Source organism: Actinopolyspora alba (assembly GCF_900112765.1).
GTDB lineage: Bacteria > Actinomycetota > Actinomycetes > Mycobacteriales > Pseudonocardiaceae > Actinopolyspora > Actinopolyspora alba.
This window is the reverse complement of record NZ_FOMZ01000004.1, coordinates 113792-133809: the sequence shown is the minus strand read 5'-3', so window position 1 is coordinate 133809 and position 20018 is coordinate 113792. Positions and strand designations below refer to the sequence as shown.

The 20018-nt window shown below is 68.8% G+C and carries 13 protein-coding genes and 1 pseudogene; 6 read left to right on the top strand and 8 right to left on the bottom strand.

Features of this window, described 5'->3' with window-relative positions:
- Positions 1–51: 51 nt before the first annotated feature.
- The 5 genes from BM150_RS06960 to BM150_RS06940 form a co-directional block, all read right to left on the bottom strand.
- Positions 52–3273 (bottom strand): glycosyltransferase, encoded by a 3222-nt coding sequence (locus BM150_RS06960; RefSeq protein ID WP_092925283.1) that lies wholly within the window; start codon positions 3271–3273, stop codon positions 52–54.
- A gap of 165 nt (positions 3274–3438) precedes the next feature.
- Positions 3439–4467 carry a WXG100 family type VII secretion target gene (locus BM150_RS06955; RefSeq protein WP_139219464.1) on the bottom strand — a complete coding sequence of 343 codons (1029 nt, stop codon included), beginning with the start codon at positions 4465–4467 and terminating at the stop codon, positions 3439–3441.
- Positions 4468–4689: 222 nt separating this feature from the next.
- Positions 4690–5082 carry a hypothetical protein gene (locus BM150_RS06950; RefSeq protein WP_139219463.1) on the bottom strand — a complete coding sequence of 131 codons (393 nt, stop codon included), beginning with the start codon at positions 5080–5082 and terminating at the stop codon, positions 4690–4692.
- A 247-nt stretch (positions 5083–5329) separates the two neighbouring features.
- Complete coding sequence (locus BM150_RS06945; protein ID WP_092925644.1) at positions 5330–6478, bottom strand: RtcB family protein; 1149 nt, start codon at positions 6476–6478, stop codon at positions 5330–5332.
- 342 nt (positions 6479–6820) lie between these two features.
- Positions 6821–8623, bottom strand: a complete 1803-nt coding sequence (locus tag BM150_RS06940; protein ID WP_217641430.1) for a gamma-glutamyltransferase family protein — start codon at positions 8621–8623, stop codon at positions 6821–6823.
- 345 nt (positions 8624–8968) lie between these two features.
- On the opposite strand from BM150_RS06940, the pseudogene BM150_RS25020 reads away from it, so the two are divergent.
- From BM150_RS25020 to BM150_RS06920, 5 genes and pseudogenes are all read left to right on the top strand, one after another.
- A pseudogene (locus tag BM150_RS25020) lies at positions 8969–9061 on the top strand (TIGR00366 family protein); the annotation flags it as partial.
- Positions 9062–9149: 88 nt separating this feature from the next.
- Positions 9150–10322, top strand: coding sequence for a short-chain fatty acid transporter (locus BM150_RS06935; RefSeq protein WP_217641429.1), 1173 nt, complete (start codon positions 9150–9152; stop codon positions 10320–10322).
- 154 nt (positions 10323–10476) lie between these two features.
- Complete coding sequence (locus BM150_RS06930) at positions 10477–11439, top strand: aldo/keto reductase (protein ID WP_092925277.1); 963 nt, start codon at positions 10477–10479, stop codon at positions 11437–11439.
- Between the two features lie 327 nt (positions 11440–11766).
- Positions 11767–12525, top strand: a complete 759-nt coding sequence (locus tag BM150_RS06925; protein WP_092925275.1) for an SDR family NAD(P)-dependent oxidoreductase — start codon at positions 11767–11769, stop codon at positions 12523–12525.
- Positions 12526–12710: 185 nt separating this feature from the next.
- Positions 12711–13745, top strand: a complete 1035-nt coding sequence (locus BM150_RS06920; RefSeq protein ID WP_092925640.1) for an alcohol dehydrogenase catalytic domain-containing protein — start codon at positions 12711–12713, stop codon at positions 13743–13745.
- 23 nt (positions 13746–13768) lie between these two features.
- On the opposite strand, the gene BM150_RS06915 is transcribed toward BM150_RS06920, so the two are convergent.
- Positions 13769–15442 carry a TM0106 family RecB-like putative nuclease gene (locus BM150_RS06915; protein WP_092925273.1) on the bottom strand — a complete coding sequence of 558 codons (1674 nt, stop codon included), beginning with the start codon at positions 15440–15442 and terminating at the stop codon, positions 13769–13771.
- Between the two features lie 275 nt (positions 15443–15717).
- On the opposite strand from BM150_RS06915, the gene BM150_RS06910 reads away from it, so the two are divergent.
- Positions 15718–16353: a DUF6474 family protein gene (locus BM150_RS06910; protein ID WP_092925271.1), complete on the top strand. Its 636-nt coding sequence runs from the start codon at positions 15718–15720 to the stop codon at positions 16351–16353.
- A 245-nt stretch (positions 16354–16598) separates the two neighbouring features.
- On the opposite strand, the gene BM150_RS06905 is transcribed toward BM150_RS06910, so the two are convergent.
- Both BM150_RS06905 and BM150_RS06900 read right to left on the bottom strand, forming a co-directional pair.
- Complete coding sequence (locus tag BM150_RS06905) at positions 16599–18266, bottom strand: BCCT family transporter (protein ID WP_092925638.1); 1668 nt, start codon at positions 18264–18266, stop codon at positions 16599–16601.
- A 779-nt stretch (positions 18267–19045) separates the two neighbouring features.
- Positions 19046–19972 (bottom strand): phosphotransferase enzyme family protein, encoded by a 927-nt coding sequence (locus BM150_RS06900; RefSeq protein WP_245755319.1) that lies wholly within the window; start codon positions 19970–19972, stop codon positions 19046–19048.
- Between the last annotated feature and the right edge of the window lie 46 nt (positions 19973–20018).

Here is a 20018-nt window from a genome sequence, read left to right as displayed (position 1 = left end):
TCCGGGCGCGGGAAAACGGCGCGCCCGGCGATCCGCCCCACCGGGGGCGGATCAACGAAGGCCCAACAGCTCCCGCAGCATCTCCCTGGACACACCCGGCCCGAACTGCCGGTCCACCGCGTTGCCGCCCACTTCGGACAATCGACGCCACTCGGCGTCGTCGGTGAGCACTCGCACCAGCCGGGAGGCCAGCCCGGCCGCGTCGTCGGCGACCGGAACGTCGCGCTCGGGGGTGAGCCCGATGCCCTCCAGCGCCAAGTTGGTGCCGACCACCGGCACCCCGGAGGCCAGGCTCTCACCGACCTTGCCCTTCACACCGGCGCCGAACCGCAGCGGGGCCAACGTCACCCTGGTGCGGTCGTAGATCCCGGCGAGGTCGTCGACCCAGCCGTGCACCTCCACCCCGGAACCCCGCAGGGCGTCGACTTCCGGAGGAGGATTGCTGCCGACGATGTGCAGTCTGGTCCGCGGACAGTCCCGCCAGACCAGTGGCATGATCTCGCGGACCGCCCATTCCACCGCGTCGATGTTCGGCGGATGGTCGAAACCGCCGACGAACAGCACGTCGGTGCGTCCGGAGGGACCCTCGACACCGCGTCGCACTTCGTGCACGTTGGACAGGACTCGCACGTCGGCGTCATCGACCAGCTCCGAGAGCATCCGCTGCTCGTCCTCCGACACAACCAGCGTTACATCACAGCTGCGCACCAGGCCGAGCTCGGACTGCCGGGAGGCGAAGGACCTGCGACGCAGCGCCGCCGCATCCTGGTCGCGCGCGTCGGACGCGGCCAGCTCCGCCTGCCGCCGCAGCCGGACGAAGTGCAGGTCCACGGTGTCGTAGGCGATCACGGCGCTGGGGGCGTCGACCCGCAACCGCTCCACCAGGCTCCAAGCGACCTGGGGGCGGGACAGCAACGCCAACGTGATCTCGGAACCCACCTCGGTCAGGAAGGCGTGCTGGTGTTCCGGCCGGGCGAGCACGGTTACCCCCATGCGCCGCAGCTCGTCGGTGTAAGGCCGCAGTTCGGCCTGGTTGTCGGGAAAGAACACCACCCGTGCGCCCAGGGTGGTGAGCTGCTCCAGAATCCGCCACATGCGCAACGACCCGGAGTCGTAGTCCGGCCGCGGCACCTGGTGATCCTTGACCAGCACCAGGGGTCCGAAGTGCCCCCGCGTACCGCGCTCGCGCGCCAGCCAGAGATTACGGGTTCCGGACTCCGGGAGGTGCTGCTCGCGGAGGGTGTCCTCCCACTTCTCGACGAAGACCCCGCGGTTGAGTTCCTGATGACGTTTGACTCCGGAACCGGTCTCGGTACCGTTGGAGATCCCCTCGTGGTGCACCACGACGGCCCGCGGCTGCACCACGGTGCGGAAACCGGCGGCGCGGACGCCGAACGCGAGGTCGGTGTCCTCGTAGTAGGCGGGCGAGTACCTGGTGTCGAACCCTCCCAGCGATTCGAAGAGTTCACGACGCACCAGCAGCGCCGCACCGGAGCAGTAGTCGACGTCTCGCAGCGCGGCGTACTCGGGGGCGTCGGGGTCCCCTAGCCTGCCGAGGTTCCACCCTGTCCCGTCGGACCACACGGCACTGCCGCACTCCTGCATCCGCCCGTCCGGGTAGACCAGTTTGGCGCCGACCAGACCGATCCGTTCGTCGGAGTCGACGGTAGCGACCAGCTCGTCCAGCCAGGACTCGGTGACCTCGGCGTCGTTGTTCAGGAAGAACAGCTGACGACCACGGGCGTGTTCGGCGCCGAGGTTGCAGGCACCGACGAAACCGAGGTTGCGTTCGGTGCGCACCAGCCGCACGCCCGGACAACGCCGCAACAGTTCCGCACTGTCGTCCGGGGAAGTGTCGTCGACCACTATGACTTCGAAGGGGATGCTCGACCGGTGCCCGGCCAGGCTGCGCAGACACCGCCTGGTGTAGTCCCACTCGCCGTGCACGGGAACGATGACGCTGACCTCGGGCTGTTCACTGTGTGGCACGGCCACCGGATCCCGCTCGGATCCTCCCTCCCGGACGACGGGATCACGTCCCATCGCGAGTTCGTAGGCGTTCCGCCTGCCGGTGCCGCGCGGCGCGACCCGCTCCACCACCCTCCGGTACTTGGTCACCGCGCGTTGCACCAGCGCGGAATTCTGCTCGGTGAGCTCGGAGATCCGATGACGAGCACTGTCGAGTTCCGACTCCAGCTGGGTGATGGTGTCGCGCAGCCACTCGCTACGAGTCGACTCGCGCTGCCTGCGCAGCCTGGAGTCGTGCAGCTCGGTGCGCAGCTCGTCGCGCTCCCGTTCGGCGTCGGCGGCACGGGTCTCGGCGGTGTCGCGTGCCGACTCCAGTTCACCGACGGTTCGCTCGAGCTTCTCGAGCTCCGCCTGGTTGGCACGGCACAACTCGTTGAGCCGGGCGACATCGGCCACGACCGCATCGCGCTGGCGGACGAGCTCGGAATCGATCTCCCCGGAGTCACGACGGGCGAGCTTGAGATCCGCGTCCAGCAGCACCGCGGCGGCGGGAAGCTGCGGCAGCTGACGGTCGGAGGCCAGCCCGAACAGATAGGTGTGCCCCACGCCCTGCCGCACTTGCCAGTCACCGGAGTCGAGTTGACGCAGTGTCTGCAGCCGCACCCCGTCGGCGGCGATGTCGGGATCCCCGGGATCAGCCGGGGTGAGCAGCGATCCCACGGCGACGTTCTGCTTGAGCATCGCCACGTGCCGGAAGGAATCACGCAGCAGCGCCTCGAACTGCGGCGCGGCGAGTTCCCTGACGTGGAACGGATTGTCGTTGCCGTGCTCGTGCTGGTAGACGGCGGTGTCGGGGGTGCTGATCAGCAGCAGTCCGCCGGAAGAGAGCCTCGCCCGAACGAGCCGAAGCACGGCGTCGTGCTCGGCCACGTGCTCGATCGCCTCGAAGCACACCACGACGTCGAAGGTTCCCGCCTCGGCCAGCGTCGCGGGATCGGTGATCGAGCCGGTGTGGAACGTCAGGTTCGAGGAGGTGTAGTTGCTCGCGGCGTGGCGCACGGCCTCGCCGTCGATGTCGACTCCCACGACCTCGGCCGCCTGGGTCGCGAGCATGGCGGCGCCGAAGCCCTCACCACTGGCCAGATCGAGGACGCGCTTGCCACGCGCGAGGCGGGCCGCCACCGCGTAGCGGTGGTAGTGCTCGTAGATCACCTGCGCGTCGTCGGCCCACGGGACGCACCGCTCCCCGGTCCACTCGATCAACCGCCGCGGACGCTCCGTTATCGAATCACCGCTGTCGCCCATTCGGCCCCCTTCGACGCACGAGACATCGGTCCGAGTCCGCCGCTCACCCGACCGGTTCGAGCGCGTCCACCGGCAACCGTGTGGCCAATTCTGCCTCCGTCCGGTGAGCGGTCCGGAAGGGGTCGGTCATCGGAGCGGAACCCGTCGACTCGTTCCGCCGTGCCGTCACTCGACCGCCGGTTCCCGTTCCTCGGACTCGGCGGGAAGCAAGCCGAGCACCGCGGGAACGGCTCCCGGCGCCGTGCCGAACAGCTCGTCGGGATCCTCGTCCTCGATCACCCGGTCCGGAGACGACCGCTCGGTGCCGTCGTCGCTGTCACGCGCGGCAGAGCCCGGGAACCCGGGAAAACCGCGTGCGCTGATCCCCCCGCGCCCCGTAACCCGCTCACCGAGCACACCGCCACCGAGTACCGCACCGCCGGTGGCGGCCAGTCCCGCCGCACCGGCGGCGAGGTGGGCACCGGAGGCCTCTCCGCCGAGACCGGTGGGGGCGTCGCTCCCAGCCGTGCCGGGGGAGTCCGGTTCGGCCGGACCGGTCGCCGCGGGGACCGCGGGGCCGGCACCCCACGCGGGTTCGGTATCCCGGGCGGTTCCCGTTCCCCACGCGGCAGCCGTACCCCACGCGGCAGCCGTACCCCACGCGGCCGTCGCACCACACGAGGACTCGGCGAACCGAGTCACGTCGTGGGTGTTCTCGGAGGTCCGCACACCGTAGTTCCGCAGGGCGGTCTGGTTCGTGAGCCGGTTCTCGCCCGTAGCCGCTGATTCGTCGACGACAGCACCGGGATCGCTCCGCGCCTCGGCGACACCCGTCGTGGACGAGTGCCCGTTCACCTCGACCACCTGCTTCTTGGCCTCGTTGAAACCGAAGCTCTGCGCGCGCAGCGCTTCACCCGCCCGCTCCGCGAACTCCGCCGAGTCGTCGGCCGCGACCCGGGATCGCATGCCTCGATCCCGCACCGCCTCGGCGGCGGTACCGTTCCAGGCCGCCCCGATCCTGTCGATCGCGGCATCGATGCGTTCGGCCGCCTCGCCGTGTTCCGCCGCGATCCTGCCCCAGCTCTCGGCCGCACGGTCCATGCTGTCGGTACCGGGCGCGTGGTGGAACCATTCGTGGATCCTGCCGGGATCCACTCCCTCGGGACGGAGTTCCGAGTCCGGCACGTCCGCGACGTTCGCCCCGGAACGGCCCATCCGCGCTCCACCATCGACCGACGTGCCGTCAGCTTCCCGATCCACGCCTCACCGCCTTTCGGCCTCGGACAGCGTGCTGCCCGCCACACCCGACGACTTACGATCACCGTCACCGCGCAGTCTGCCAGAAGGACGAGCGCCGTCCGGGCGGTTTCGTGAGAACCGGTGCGTTCCGGCTCCCGGCGGGACGGGCGTGCGGAACGTGGTGCTCCCGGGCCGGGATCACTCCGAGGCGCCGCGCAACGCGCGATTCGCCTCGTCCTCCCGCGCGTCGTAGTGCCGCATCGCGTCCTCGAGATCGTTGATCATCGCGCGCAGTTCGCGCTGATCCCGCTCGTTGCCCGCCAGGTAGTCCGTCACCAGTCTCGGGCCCATTTCGTGCGCCGCGCGGCGACTGTAGGGATCGTGGCCGGGGGCGATCAGCGTCGCGTTGCCCCGCGCCTCGTCGGCTGCCCGTTCCAGGGCGTGCAGCGCACGCCGCAACTCGGCGACGGCTTCCGGGATGCGGTCACGGTCCACCGAGTAACCGGCTCCGGGATCCGTCGCGGGTTGTCCCCCGGTTCGCGCCGGGTCGACGACTCGCCCGTCCTCGCTCATCGAGCTCGAAGAGTTCACCAGCCGCAGCCTCTCCGTTCGGCACCGGGACAGCACGCGGGCTCGCGGCGGAACACCGGATCACCCGCGTCCGCAGTCTCGCAGACCCGACCGGAGCCGTGTGCCCGAAGAACCGAATCGGCGCGGCTATCTCGTGGGTGTGTCCCGGGCTCCGTCAATTTCTCGAGAAATCGCCGCGCCGGAGCGAGAGCGGCGCGAGAGGTTCCGCCGAGCGACCAGCTACGCAGCACTCGGGCGGAAACAGCCGTCACCCCTTCACGCAAACGACCTGCCGCAACTTGGCCACCACTTCCACCAACGCTGTCTGCGCGTCGATGACGGAGTCGATGTCCTTGTAGGCGCCCGGGATCTCGTCGAGGACCCCGTCGTCCTTGCGGCACTCGATTCCCGATGTCTGCTCCCGCAGGTCCCGCGAACCGAACGTCCTCTTGGCCTTCTTCCTGCTCATCCTGCGACCGGCGCCGTGCGCCGCCGACTGGAACGAGTCGTCCGACCCCAGACCGCGGACCACGTAGGAACCGGTTCCCATCGAGCCGGGAATGAGTCCCATGTCGCCCCTCCCCGCCCGGATCGCGCCCTTGCGGGTGACCAGCATGGGCTGACCGTCGATGGTCTCCTCCGCCACGTAGTTGTGGTGGCAGGAGATCGGCTCGTCGAACTCGATCCGCCGTCCGGTGAAGCAGCCGCGCAGGGCGCGCATCGTCAGGGCGAGCATGATCCGCCGGTTGACGCGCGCGTACTCCTGCGCCCAGAACAGGTCGTTGCGGTAGGCCGCCATCTGCGGCGTGCCTGCGACGAAAACCGCGAGGTCGCGGTCGGGCAGGTCCTGGTTGTGCGGCAGTTCGCGGGCCTCGGCGATGTGCTGTTCGGCGAGTCTGTTGCCGATGTGCCGGGAACCGCTGTGCAGCATGAGCCATACGGCGTCGTGCTCGTCCAGACAGACCTCGATGAAGTGGTTGCCGCCGCCGAGCGTTCCGAGCTGCTTCCCCGCCTTGCTCTCCAGCGAACTCACTCCGCCGTGCAGCTCTCCGAAGCGCCTCCAGAGGTCCTGCCACTCCGAGGTGTCCAGGCCCAGCCGCGCGGGATCGACGGCCTCGTCGTGCGCGCGGAATCCCACCGGAACGGCACGCTCGATGCTCGTGCGGATACCGCCGAGGTCGGCGGGCAGGTCGTCGGCGTGCAGCGAGGTCTTGACACCTTCCATGCCACAGCCGATGTCCACGCCCACCGCGGCGGGGGACACGGCATCCCGCATGGCGATGACCGAACCGACCGTGGCGCCCTTGCCCAGGTGCACATCCGGCATGACGCGCACCCCGTGCACCCACGGCAGTGCCGCGATGTTGCGCAGCTGGTCCAGCACCGCGGGCTCGACATCGTGCTCGGTGGCCCACATGAACGTGGGAGCGCGGGTACCGGACAGCAGCACGGGGAAATCCGTCACGACACTTCACCCTTGTACGGACACTGGACGATCTCCGGCGGTGATTTCGCGCGGTGGCGATCTCGCGGGAAATCACCGCGCCGTCGCGAAGCAGCCCACCGGAACCGGAAACCTTGAAAACGGGACGTGAGAACCGTAAGCCCGGCCGGGAAACGGCGTCCAATGATTTCTTGCCCTGCTGGAACGCCGAAAGGCCTTCGGTCACGGAGTTCTTCGCGGCGAAGCGGCGAGCATCACCGGCACGGCGTCGATTTCTCGCGAAATCGCCGCGAACCGGGGCGACCAGAGGTGTCGCTAACGCCCCGCGGCGTAGCCCTGGGCACCGCGCGCGTTGGCTGCGCCCCGCAGCATTCCGGTCTCGGGGTCCCTGCCGACCGCGGCGAGCCTGCCCAGCGCCCAGGGCCCCGCGTCGGTCACCTCGTGGCCACGCCGCCGCAGCCGCTCGAAGGTCGCCTCGCCGAGCCGGGACTCGGCGAGCACCCGGCGCGGTTGCCAGCCGCGCGGATAGAACGAGGCGGGAAACGCTGTGGTGTGCCAGGCGGGCGCGTCGATGGCCGCCTGCAGATCCAGCCCACCGTGCACATGGGCCAGCCAGAAGCACAACTGCCACTGGTCCTGCTGGTCACCGCCCGGCGTGCCGAAGGCCAGCACGGGCTCGTCTCCCCTGGTGAACAGCGAGGGGCTGAGCGTGCTGCGCGGCCTGCGGCCGGGAACCAGCGAGTTCGGCAGTCCCTCGCGCAGCCAGCACATCTGGGCACGGGTCCCCAGGCAGAACCCCAGTTCCTCGATCACCGGCGAGGACTGCAACCAGCCCCCGGAGGGGGTGGCCGAAACCATGTTCCCCCAGCGGTCGACCACATCGAGGTGCACGGTGTCCCCCTTGCTGTCCCCGTTCGGCGAGACCGTCGGCTCCCCCAGCCCCACCCCGCTGGGATCGGGCGGGAGTCCGGCCCCTCGCTCCTCGGAGACGTACTCGGGCAACCGTGGGGTGTGACCGGCGGTGCTTCCCGGCCGCAGCGTCTCGGCCGCGTTCTCGCCGATCAGTTCGCGACGCGCGGCGGTGTAGTCCGCACCGAGCAACTCCGACAGCACCCCGGGATCGGCCGAGTCGCCGTAGTGGGCCTCCCGGTCGGCGAAGGCGAGTTTGGCCGCCTCCACGGCGTGGTGGACGGTTTCCGCGGTGGCGATCCCGTCCCGGTACTCCACCGGCAGCCGCTCCAGCAGCCGCAGCTGCTGCAGCAGCACGGGCCCCTGGCACCACGCGCCGAACTTCGCCAACCGACCGTCGCCGGAGGTCCGCAGCGTCACGGGCTCCTCGTAGGTGGCGCTGTAGTCGGCCATGTCCTGCCCGGTGAGCACGCCCGCGTGCGAGCGTCCCGAGCTGTCGGCGACCGGACCACGCGCGAACCGGTCCACCGCTTCGGCCACGAAACCCCGCGACCAGGCCCGGCGAGCCGCGTCGATGCGGTCGCGCCGGTCACCTCCCGCCGCGTTCCCCTCCCGCAGCAGCCGTTGCCACGTTCGCGCCAGCACCGGGTTGCGCAGCCTCGTTCCCGCGCCGGGCGCGGCACCGTCGCGCAACCACAGCCGAGCGGAGGACGGCCAGCGCACGCGGAACATCTCGCGCACCGTGGCGATGGTCTCGGACAACCTCGGGACCACGGGAAACCCGTCGCGGGCGTATCCGATCGCGAACCGCAGCACCTCGTCGAGCGACTTGGTGCCGTAGTCGCGCAGCAGCAGCAACCAGGCGTCCCAGGCGCCGGGCACGGTGGCCGGAAGCAGCCCGGAGCCCGGGATCAGTTCGAGCCCCAGTTCGTCCCGGAAGTGTTCGACAGTGGCACCGGCGGGTACCGGCCCCTGGCCGCAGAGCGCGCGAACGGGACCGCCGGGCGTGGCGAACAGGGCGGGAAGTTCGCCGCCGGGACCGTTGAGGTGCGGTTCGACCACCTGCAGCACGAATCCGGCGGCCACGGCGGCGTCGAAGGCGTTGCCGTCGTCCTCCAGCACCGCCATGCCCGCGGCGGAGGCGAGCCAGTGCGTCGAGGCGACCATGCCGTGTGTACCCGCGAGTTCGGGACGTGTGGGGCTACCCATGCGATCACTCCGATCCTGGAGGGCCTGTCGGCTCGGCCCGCCGGTGGCCCTTCGCTTCGCGGTACCGTGCTCTCACCGGACCTTGCTGCCGTGGAACCTACCGCCGCCCTTCTCGCCCTGGGCGCCGCCTTCACCCGCTACGGAACACGCCACATGAGACGCTCCCGCACCGTCGAGCGGGTCAACACTCCGCCCTGGCACGGACGACCGCTTCACTTCCGGTTGGGAGCCGTCAATTCCTCGGCTCTGTCCAAAGTTCGTTGTCAACGGGTTCCTGCAGCGCGATGCCCCCTCTAGGGTGTGGTGGATCTCTCGACGTCCCGCGTTTCGAAGGTGAGCTTCCCGATGTTGCGTACCCTCTCGCGACCGTTCGTGGCGATGGTCGAGCGATGGCTGCCGAACTCGTTCATCTTCGCCGTCGTACTCACGATCGCCGTTGGTCTGATGGCGCTGGGTATGACCGACTCGGGCCCGGTCGAGGTGCTCCGCGCCTGGGGGGGACGGCTTAACCGGATTACTCGAGTTCATGACCCAGATCGCCCTGGTGCTGCTGCTGGGATATCTCCTGGCGCACACCGGACCGGTGCACCGACTGCTCGTACGACTCGCGCGGGTGCCCGGGACACCCCTGCGGGCGTACGGTTTCGTGACCTTGTGCGCCGGCGCCGCCTCCCTCCTCACCTGGGGGCTCGGCCTGGTCGTCGCGGCGCTGCTCTCCGTCGAGGTCGCGCGGGTCGGTCGTGAGCGCGGGATGCGCCTGCACTACCCCCTGCTGGTGGCCGCGGGCTACTCCGGGTTCGTCGTGTGGCACATGGGCTATTCCGGGTCTGGGCCGCTGGCCGCCGCCACCGAGGGAAGCTTCGCCCAGGACCAGCTCGGTGCTCCGCTGCCGATCACCGAGACGATCTTCTCCTGGTGGAACATCACCGCCGCCGTCGTGACGCTGCTCGTCGTGGTCGGCGCGATGATGCTGATGGCTCCGGGCTCCAACGAGCGGATCATCGAATTCCCGGAAGACGCCCGGACGACGGAGGAACGGGAAAACGGTCTCATCGAGACCACAACCGACGTCACACCGGCCGAGCGACTCGACAACGCCCGTGCGGTCACCCTCGCGATGGGCGTCTTGTTACTGGCCTACCTGGTGATCTACTTCGCCCAGGAAGGATTCTCCCTCACGCTGAACATCGTCAACTGGACGTTTCTCTGCCTGATTCTGCTGTTGATCGACTCACCCCGCGAACTGGGTCGGCTCGGAGCCCAGGCCGCGAGGAACGTCGGCGACGTCCTGCTGCAGTTCCCGTTGTACGCGGGCATCCTCGGGATCATGAGCGCCACCGGCCTCATCACGATCTTCTCCGACTTCTTCGTCTCGATCTCCGACGAGACCACGCTCGGCCTGTGGAGCTTCCTCGCCGGCGGCATCGTGAACTTCTTCGTCCCTTCCGGCGGTGGACAGTTCGCGGTCCAGTCTCCGGTCTTCCTGGAGGCGGGCTCACAGCTCGGCGTCGATCCCGCGGTCGTGACCATGGGCGTGGCGTACGGCGACCAATGGACGAACATGATCCAGCCGTTCTGGGCGCTTCCCCTACTCGCGATGGCCCGGCTGCGCATCCGCGACATCCTGGGCTTCACCGCGGTCACGCTCGTCGTCAGTGGTGTGGTTTTCGTGGGGACCATGCTCCTCGTCAGCCTCTGACCGCTACAACGGAAGAGCGCCGTCACCCACTGCCCCGAAGCAGTGGTACCCGATCCCGACTTCGTCAGTGCGGTTCGCCGCGTGCTGCCGCGACCGGGGGTCACGGCGGGGAAACCCGTGACGCGGCATCGCGCCGGGGCTAGAGTCGGATCTCGTGGAACAGCGACGTCTGGGCGATTCCGGTCTCGTGGTCAGCGCCGTCGGCCTGGGGTGCAACAACCTGGGCAGACCGGGCACGACCACCGAGTCCCCGCGCGGTGCACAGGCCGTGGTCAACCGCGCGTTGGATTCGGGCATCACATTCTTCGACGTGGCCGATGTGTACGGCTCACCGCGAGGACGCAGCGAGGAGCTGCTCGGCCAAGCACTGCGGGGACATCGTGATCGGGCCGTCATCGCGACGAAGTTCGGGATGGACATGCAGGGCAGCAACGGCCCCGACTTCGAGGCGCGGGGGTCCCGCCGCTACGTGCGCCGCGCGGTGGAGGCGTCGCTGCGACGGTTGGACACCGAATGGATCGACCTGTACCAGCTGCACCGCGCCGATCCGCTGACGCCGCTGGACGAGACGCTGTCCGTGCTGGACGACCTGGTGCGGGAGGGCAAGATCCGGTACGTGGGTCACTGCAATCTCGCGGGGTGGCAGACCGCCGACGCGTCGTGGACCTCCACCCACCGGGGGACGACCGGCCCGGTTTCGGCCCAGATCCACTACTCGCTGCTGGAACGCGAGGCCGAGCGCGAGGTGATCCCGGCCTGCTCGAAGTTCGGCGTGGGGCTCATCCCGTACTTCCCGCTGGCGAACGGGCTGCTCACCGGTAAGTACCAGCAGGGCCAGGAGCCGCCGGAGGGCAGCAGGCTGTCCGGTCGCGAGCGGTTGCTGGCCGACGCCCCCTGGGAACGGATCGAGCGGCTGCGGGAGTTCGCGGAGAAGCGCGAGATCTCCATGATCGCCACCGCGATCGGGTGGCTGGCGGCGCAGCCCACCGTCGGGTCGGTGATCAGCGGCGCCACCTCGCCGGAGCAGGTCGAGTCGAACGCCTCGGCGGGACAGTGGCGGCCCAGCCAGGCCGACCTCGACGAGATCGACACGATCTGCCCACCCGCCTACCGGTGACGAATCCGATCGTCGAGTATCCGATTACACCGGATGGAGATCCGTAACCTGCCCGTCGAGCTCCGAAGTCCTCGAGCTCGATTCCAGGACTCGAACGACTCCGAGCCGAGCGTGCAAGGCCCCTCCCTGTCGGCGCGACAGCGCCGAACAACCAACCTCGCAGCCGGCACCGCCGCGGGTTCTCTCGTGGTGCTCTCGCGAGGAAGGCCCGACGTTGTGTAGTACCTACCCGATGTCGGGCCTCCCCGGAGCGAGAGCCCGCGAGAGGTTCCGCCACCCGAGCCCCCTACAAGGCCGACCGATAAGTTCCGACCCAGGAGAGATGAGATGTTACTGAACGGTACTGCCGCCATCGTCACCGGCGGGGCGTCCGGTCTGGGCGCCGCCACCGCACGCGAACTCGCGGCCAACGGGGCCCGCGTCTTCGCGGTCGACCTGCCGGATGCCGTGGCGAACGCGGCCGAGGTGGACGGGGTGACCCACACCGCCGCCGACGTGACCGACGCGGACCAGGTGCAGGCGGCTGTGGAGTCCGCCGCCGGCTCGGGCGTGCCGTTGCGCACCGTCGTCAACTGCGCGGGCATCGGTCCCTCCGCGCGGGTCGCGGGGCGGAAAGGACCGCACGACTTCGATCTGTTCCGCAAGGTGGTCGAGGTCAACCTGGTCGGCACGTTCAACATGCTCCGGTTGGCCGCGGCCGCGATCGGCGAGACCGAGCCGGACGAGAACGGGCAGCGCGGCGTCGTCGTCAACACCGCTTCGATCGCGGCCTACGACGGGCAGATCGGACAGGCCGCCTACGCGGCCTCCAAGGGCGGCGTGGCCAGCCTGACGCTGCCCGCGGCACGCGATCTCTCCTCGACCGGGATCCGCGTGATGACGATCGCACCGGGCATCGTGGACACTCCGATGCTGGCCACGGTCGGTGAGGAGATCCGGAACACCCTGGCCGAGGGCGTACCGTTCCCGAAGCGGTTGGGAACGCCCGAGGACTACGCCAGGTTGGCCCTGGACATCGTCGAGCACGACTATCTCAACGGCGAGGTCATCCGGATGGACGGCGGACTGCGGATGGGCCCCAAGTAAGGCCCGTTCCCCACCCGGCGTCGGACACCGTTGACGGAGAGCACCGTGGTTCGGCGTCGGGGTGTTCCGGGGGAGCTGTCGGAGCGGACCGTCGCCCGCACATCGCCTCGACGCTGCGGTGACTCCGCCGATACCGCATGATGCGACCGGCAGCGGATGCGAAGGGATGGGCGATGTCGCGCACCATGAAAGCCGTTCAGTACCGTCGGGTCGGGGATCAGCCGGAGGTCGTCGAGGTGGACGTTCCCGAACCCGGGCCCGGCCAGATTCTGCTCAAAGTGGACGCGGCCGGGATGTGCCACTCCGACATAGCCGTGATGAGCTGGCCCGAGGAGAGTTTCCCCTACTCACTTCCCATGACGCTGGGGCACGAGGGGATCGGAACCGTCAGCGCGCTCGGCCCCGGCACCTACAGCTGCTCCGTGGGCGACCGGATGGCGGTCTACGGCCCGCAGGGCTGCGGCCTCTGCCACATGTGCTCCCAGGGCAAGGAGAACTACTGCGACTACGCGGACCAGCTGGGTATCCGACCGCCCGGGCTGGGCGCTCCGGGCGCGATGGCGGAGTACATGCTGGTGAACCGGGAACGCCACCTGGTGCCGCTGGGCGATCTGGATCCGGTGGAGGCGGCCCCGCTCACCGACGCGGGGCTGACTCCCTACCACGCGATCAAGAAGTCGCTGCCGAAGCTCGTGGGCGGTTCCCGAGCCGTGGTGATCGGCACCGGCGGCCTCGGTCACGTGGCGGTGCAGCTGCTGCGTGCGCTCTCACCGGCCGAGGTGATCGCGGTGGACGTCAGCGAGCAGAAGCTGGAACTGGCCCACCGGATCGGCGCGCACCGCACCGTGATCTCCGACGAGTCCGCACCGGACAGGATCCGCGATCTCACGAACGGCTTCGGCGCCGAGGTGGTGCTCGATTTCGTCGGTAACTCGGCGACCACCGCCATCGCGGCGAAGTGCACCCGCGCCGAGAGCGACCTCACCGTGGTCGGTATCGGGGGCGGCGCGGTACCGGTCGGCTTCGGCACGACGCCGTTCGAGGTCTCGGTCTCCGCACCGTACTGGGGCAGCCGTTCGGAGCTGATCGAGGTGCTGGAACTGGCCCGCGCCGGTGCGGTTCGGGTCCACGTGGACTCGTTCGGACTGGACGAGACGCCCGAGGTCTACGAGCGCTTCCACCGGGGCGAGATCCCCGGCAGGGCCGTGATCGTACCCTGATCGGCCGTTGCCGCTGCCCGGGATCACATGTCCCCGGTGTACGGGATCTCGCGCACCTGCCCCGACGAGATCCAGCGCCGGATGGCCAGGGTGGCCCGGACGTCGTCCTCGTTGTACTCCAGCAGTCGGTCGCGCTGTTGCCGCTCGGGCGCACCGCCGTCGAAACCGACGGCGTCGCGGTACCAGCGCATCGAGTTCTCCCCACCCGCCTCGGAGTCACGCCAGGCGAACCCGGCACTGGGCGCGATGACTTTCAGGCCCTTGCCGTTCGGGCAGAGGAACTGGTCGCGAACCACGGCGAACACGTCCACCCACTCGGACGAGCCGACGAACTCCCGAACCTCCTCGACGGTCGGGATGCCGGGTTTGCCCGCGAACCGCTGCGCCGAACTCAGCATCCAGCGGTTCTCGGCGAGCTCGTTGTAGCAGTAGGCGCGGAAGGTCAGGCCGTGCTCGTGGGCGGCGCGGCGCAGCGCGGAGAACCAGGACCAGAACTCGGCGAACGACCTGGCCTCGTCGTCGGAGGGCAGCGGGTCCCAGGTGACGAACCCGCGGTAACCGGGCTCGACGTCGAGCAGTTCGGCCGTGGTGCGGGTCCCGTTGGCCTCGTCCCTCGGGTAGGAGAGCAGACTGCCCCAGAGGTAGGCGCCGGAGTCGGCGTAGCTCTCCATGTCCACGTCGATCTCGACGTCACCCCGGGAGACCTTCACCTCCGATACCCGCCGAACCAGCGGAACGTCGCGCAACCATGCCCTGGCCAACAGCACCGCGTCGCTCATCCGGTTGGGAGGCAACGGCGGTTCCCTCGTGGTCCCCACCGGCAACTCCGCCAACTCGTCCACGGTCGTGATCCCGACCGCGCGGAGCCGCACCGCGTCGTCGCCGCGCACCACCAGACTCACGTCCCTGGCGGCACGCAGCTGCTGACCGCAGACCGGCCACCAGGGGCAGCCCTTGCACTCCACGACACGGGTGGGCTGGGCCAGCGCCTCGCTTCCGGCCACGGCGGCCTCGGCGACAGCGATCCGGTCGGCGAACCGCTCGTCGTACTCGGCGAGCACACTGCGCCCGCCCGACCAGCCACGGGATTCGAGGTCGTGCCACAGCACGGTGTCGGTGTCGGAGCCGATCGCACCTCCGAACTTCCTGCCGGTGGGCTGCATCCCGCACGCCTGCAGCAGCCGCACGAGGTGGGCCAATCGAAGCTGGTCCCTGGCCTGCGAACGAGGCTTGCGCCTCGGATCCCTGGCCGCCGACTCGGGCCTGGGATCGGTCAGCGGGGAGGTCCGCGCCCCCTTTCCCGGGTCGGTCACCTTGTGGCGGACCACGAGCACGGGCACGTAGCCGCCCCTGCTGCGCACCAGCAGATCCACCGAGCCCTGTCTGCCGCCCTCGTTGTCCGAGGGCAGCTGTGCTCCCGAGATGTATCCGACCCCGGAGCGCATCGCGGCGAGCGTGGCTCGCTCCCGGTCGGGGACGCTCTCGTCCCCGGGGATCTCGGTCCAGTCCGGTGCCAGCTCCCTGCCGAGCCGATCGGCGAGCTCGCGCCGGTACTCGGCAGCGTCGGCGATCCGCTGTTCCGCGCCCGGATCGAGCGGAGCGGTCGGCGAGTCGATCATGGTCGGATCGTGGTCGAGATGTACGCGGCGACGACAGCGTGTCACCACGTCGCCGTCCAGTAGCACCTCGGATTCCACGCTTGCAGGGTATGTCCTAACTCCGACGAGCGCGTCCATCACCCCGGTGAGAGATATGACAATCACTCTTCCGAATGCCAAAACCCCCTGGGAAGCGGAAGACACGGGCGGTTCACGCGGCGAACGTCACGGCGGAGCGGTCGCACACCCGAAAACAGCAATCAGCACGGAGTGTAATCGACCTCTCGTCGTGCTGTAGCAGCGAACGGCGGTACTGCCTAGACTGATCGGCGCAGTATCCGTTACGCCGGACCGGTCCGGAGGTGTTCGTCGGTATGACACGTGCACAGCGAACGCGGCACGAGGCCCCGGCAGCGCGTCGGCGCTCCGAGCCCCCAGGGCAGCGACAGTCCACCCGGCCGCGACGTTCCGCGACGCCGGACCAGGACTGCTTCGGGAGGAAGGACCCCAAGACCGCCAAGCAGGAGGTCAAACTCGCCAAGCAGCGCTACAAGGCCGCGAGCAAGGGCGAGGCGGGGCGGATCACACCCGGTAACGCCAGGAAGGCGGTCGGGGTGGTCAGGGTGATCGGACCGGTGTTGGCGCCCTACGCGGCACAGGCGGCCTCGGCGGCCAGGGACACCTACGAACGGGCGAGAGCCCGCAGGCTCGGAGTGGCCGTGACGGAGGTGGACCGCTTCTCGGGGCGCGGTGCCGCGTTGCACGCCCGGATCGCGGGGGACAGCACGGCGCTGCGGGATCTGCGCGAACGCGAGCGACAGGACCGGAGCGAGACCGAGGTGACACGCTTCGTGGACTCGGCGCAGCGACGCCTGTCCGAACTGGCGAGCGCGGTACGCGCGGCGGAGCGGATGCCCGCGGGCAGGCGCCGCTCGGCGCACCGGGCCGTGCGGGGCGAGTTGGGCAGGATCGAGGACGATCTGCTGCGCCGCTTCCGGGTGGGCGAATGAGGGGTCCTCGGCCCGGCTCGCTCGGGTGGTGCTGTGGCGGAACCTCGCGTGCGGCTCTCGCCGCGGGCGCCCCGACCTCGGGTAGCGACCTACCGACGCGGCGATTTCGCGAGAAATTGACAGCCCCGGGGCCACACCGCCCCAGTGGATCGCCCCAGTGGAGCGTCAATTTCTCGCGAAATCGCGCCGCCCGAACGGACACATCCCACGCCCGAAGGCCCTACCGAGTTACCGGTACCGGTCGGTTACCGGTCCCGGTCGGCGGCGTCAGCGGCTGTGCCCGGGGATTCGGACGAATCGCTGTCCAGCGGTTCGCCGTCGTCCTCCGAGATCTCCAGCTCGAAGTTCCCGTCGTGCTGCTCATGCCCTTTGAGCACGGCACGTTCCAGCACCTCGGTCCCCTTGTCGGCGCGAAGGGTGAGCGGATCCGCACGCAGGTCCTTCACCAGCGCCACGCACATCACCACCATCACGACGGTGAACGGCAGCGCACCGATGAAGGTCAGGTTCTGGATGCCGCTCAGCGCGGTGTCACCGCCGTGCCCGATGACCAGCATCACGGCCGCGACCGCACCGGTGGCCGCACCCCAGAAGATCACGACCCAGCGCGCGGGCTCGATGGAACCGCGCTGCGACAGGGTGCCCATCACCACCGATCCCGCGTCCGCGCCGGAGACGAAGAAGATGGCCACCAGGATCATCACCAGTACCGAGGTGATGCTCGACAGCGGGAGCTGCTCCAGCACGTTGAACGTCTGGGCCTCCGCACCACCTTCCGAGACGGACACACCGTCCCTGGCCAGTCCGATGGCGGCGCCGCCGAATATCGCGAACCAGATCACGCTGACCACGCTGGGAACGAGCAGCACGCCACCCACGAACTGCCGGATGGTCCTCCCCCGGCTGATGCGTGCGATGAACATCCCCACGAACGGAGTCCAGGAGATCCACCAGGCCCAGTAGAAGACGGTCCAGGTGGACAGCCATCGCTGCGTCTCGCCGCCGCCGGTGGCACCGGAACGCGAGGCCATCAGGCCGAAATCACCCAGGTAGGTGCCCAGCGAGGTGGGGATCAGGTTCAGCATGAACACCGTCGGTCCCACCAGGAACACGAACACCGCCAGCAGTGCGGCGAGCACCATGTTGATGTTGGACAGGTACTGGATACCCCTGGCTATGCCGGACACCGCCGAAGCGATGAAGCAGACGGTCAGCACCACGATGATCAGCACCAGCACCGTGGTGCTCGCGCCGTCGATCCAGCCCGCCTCACCGAGACCGGTGCGGATCTGCAGGGTTCCGATGCCGAGTGAGGCGGCGGAGCCGAACAGGGTCGCGAACAGGGCGAGCACGTCGATGAGTTTGCCGAGCGGACCGGAGGCGTGGCGTTCACCGAGCAGTGGGGCGAACACGGCGCTGATGAGCTGTTTCCGTCCTTTTCGGAACGCGCTGTAGGCGATGGCGAGTCCGGCGACCGCGTAGATGGCCCAGGGGTGCAGCGTCCAGTGGAACAGCGAGGTGGCCATGGCGGTTCGAACCGCCTCGTCGGTGGCGCCGGGTGCGACCACGGCCGCACCGTCCGGCCCAGGCACGGTTGCCACGGCTCCGGGCGGGGGTGACACGAAGTGCGACAACGGCTCGCTGACGCCGTAGAACATCAGCCCGATCCCCATGCCCGCGCTGAACATCATCGCGATCCAGGAAACGGTTCGGAACTCGGGGCCCTCCTCGTCGGCACCGAGCGGAATCCGCCCGAACCTGCTCACGGCCAGGTACAGGGCGAACACGACGAAACCGGTGGAGGCCAGCACCAGGCTCCAGCCGAAATTGCCGATCAGCCAGTTCAAGGCGCCGCTGGACCAGTCGCCGAGCGATTCCGTGACGAATCCGCCCCAGGCGACCAGCGCGAACATGATCAGTGCCACGGTGCCGAACACGATCCGGTCGGTACCGGATTTCCAGCCCGCTTCCGATGGCGCGGTTTGGTGTTCGGTGGTTCGGGAGCTGTCGCCGGGGTCCGGTTCCCCCGAGCCGAGCCCCTGCTGTTGGAGTGGCGTGTTCGTGGACACGGCGTTCCCCCTACGGTGGTTGTGGTGAGTGAGGGAGCCCGCACCGGCACGGGTGGCGCTCCGATCACGACGATCACTTCGGGTGGTTGCAACGTTTGGCTGCGACGCGACAGCGGGCGGGCCGGATCGGCCCACGATGAAAATGTGACCGCGAACACACTCAATGCTCCGAAGTGGAACGGACGAGTGGGGTCCTCAGCTTTCGACCCCGACACACCCGGCGTGTCCGAGTGGCAGCGCGAAGAATCAGGGGTTACGCTTCGCCCACGAGTGACAGCAGAATAGAGCGCGACCTGTCAGTGGAACCGAAGTTCGACAAATCCGAACCAAATTTTCCACGATACGAAAAGAAGGTCGTGTCGTCGAACGGTTGTTTTCCGTCGGTGAGTTGCCGGACTTCGGCCGCGCCGATCAAATTCCGGGACAGGGTGAGGCGTGGCGGGCCGAGTCGCCCCCGGGCCGTCGGACACGAGGGAATCCGCGTTCTTCCCCAGACCGATACGGCACGAGTCGAAGCACCCGCGTTCGGTCACGAAACCTCGCACCCAACCAGTGAAACCCCACGTTCGACTGCGGAAAACCCCGTGCGCGTTCAGTCACCGAAGCCCCGCGTCTGGCCCCTTTCAACGGTAGGGAGACCACCGCACCGTGAAATCGCGCTCACGCATCGAACGCAACCGACGATAAAACTCTTCCGCGACAGTGGGATTACCGCGAAGATTCGGAAGGACACTCACGGTTATTTTCAGTTCGCGCAGGTCTCGCAATACCGAAAAACCCGACCAGTCGGTGACGTCGAACCCGTAGGCGTCCACGAGCTGCCGATACGCGAGCGGAGAACGTCCCAGTCGCAGATATCCCACCGCCATCGGGGTGAGATCCCATTCCGGAGGTCCCGCGCACAATGAGTCGAAATCGCACAGTACCGGGCCGTTCGGACCGATGATGACATTGCCGAGGTGGGCGTCGCCGTGCACCGTGCTGCGGGGGAGGACGAACTCCAGCTCGGAGAGCCGGTGCTCGACGTCGTCGCAGTGACGTTTCAGGAAATCCCGGTCACTGCGGTCCAGTTCGTGCTCGCCCTCGGCGAGGCGGCGCCGGGCGTCGGCCATCGGTTGCCAACGTGGCGCCGAAGGTGGTTCCCCCAGCGCGTGCAGCTCGCGCAGCAGCTTGCCCAGGTCACTTCCCGTGGGTTCGACGCCGGAATCGGCGACTTCCTCCCACAGGGTGGCGATGTGGGATCCGGTCCGAACTGGCTGGGGAACTCCCCGGAACAGCCGTACGGAGTCGATGCCGTGCTCGGCCAACCAGCTCGCGGCCTCGACCACGTTGTCCGCGCGGTAGGCCAGCGACGGCGACAGCACGATACGCACCACCACGGGGTGAGCACGCAGCAGGAAAACCCCGTTGTTGACGAACCGCAGCAGCCGCGCGCCGCGGTGGTCGAGCCCTGCCTCGGCACATATCTCGGCCAGTGCCGTTTCCAGTTCGGGCGGAATCTCGGCACCGTGTGCCGAGTTCGGCGGGAAAGTCATGTTTGCCGATGTCATGTTGTGTCTTTTCGGTGTGGTCGAACCGGCATCCGCGCTCCGGCAC

What these genes read in the sequence shown, in the direction of transcription:
- BM150_RS06955 (WP_139219464.1), bottom strand. Translation starts at nt 4,467, where the DNA reads ATGGGCCGTTCCGGGGCGAACGTCGCGGACGTGCCGGACTCGGAACTC.
- BM150_RS06925 (WP_092925275.1), top strand. Translation starts at nt 11,767, where the DNA reads ATGTTACTGAACGGTACTGCCGCCATCGTCACCGGCGGGGCGTCCGGT.
- BM150_RS06905 (WP_092925638.1), bottom strand. Translation starts at nt 18,266, where the DNA reads ATGTTCGCGCTGGTCGCCTGGGGCGGATTCGTCACGGAATCGCTCGGC.
- BM150_RS06945 (WP_092925644.1), bottom strand. Translation starts at nt 6,478, where the DNA reads ATGTGGGCCACCGAGCACGATGTCGAGCCCGCGGTGCTGGACCAGCTG.
- BM150_RS06935 (WP_217641429.1), top strand. Translation starts at nt 9,150, where the DNA reads ATGACCCAGATCGCCCTGGTGCTGCTGCTGGGATATCTCCTGGCGCAC.
- BM150_RS06960 (WP_092925283.1), bottom strand. Translation starts at nt 3,273, where the DNA reads ATGGGCGACAGCGGTGATTCGATAACGGAGCGTCCGCGGCGGTTGATC.
- BM150_RS06940 (WP_217641430.1), bottom strand. Translation starts at nt 8,623, where the DNA reads ATGGGTAGCCCCACACGTCCCGAACTCGCGGGTACACACGGCATGGTC.
- BM150_RS06900 (WP_245755319.1), bottom strand. Translation starts at nt 19,972, where the DNA reads ATGACATCGGCAAACATGACTTTCCCGCCGAACTCGGCACACGGTGCC.
- BM150_RS06920 (WP_092925640.1), top strand. Translation starts at nt 12,711, where the DNA reads ATGAAAGCCGTTCAGTACCGTCGGGTCGGGGATCAGCCGGAGGTCGTC.
- BM150_RS06910 (WP_092925271.1), top strand. Translation starts at nt 15,718, where the DNA reads ATGACACGTGCACAGCGAACGCGGCACGAGGCCCCGGCAGCGCGTCGG.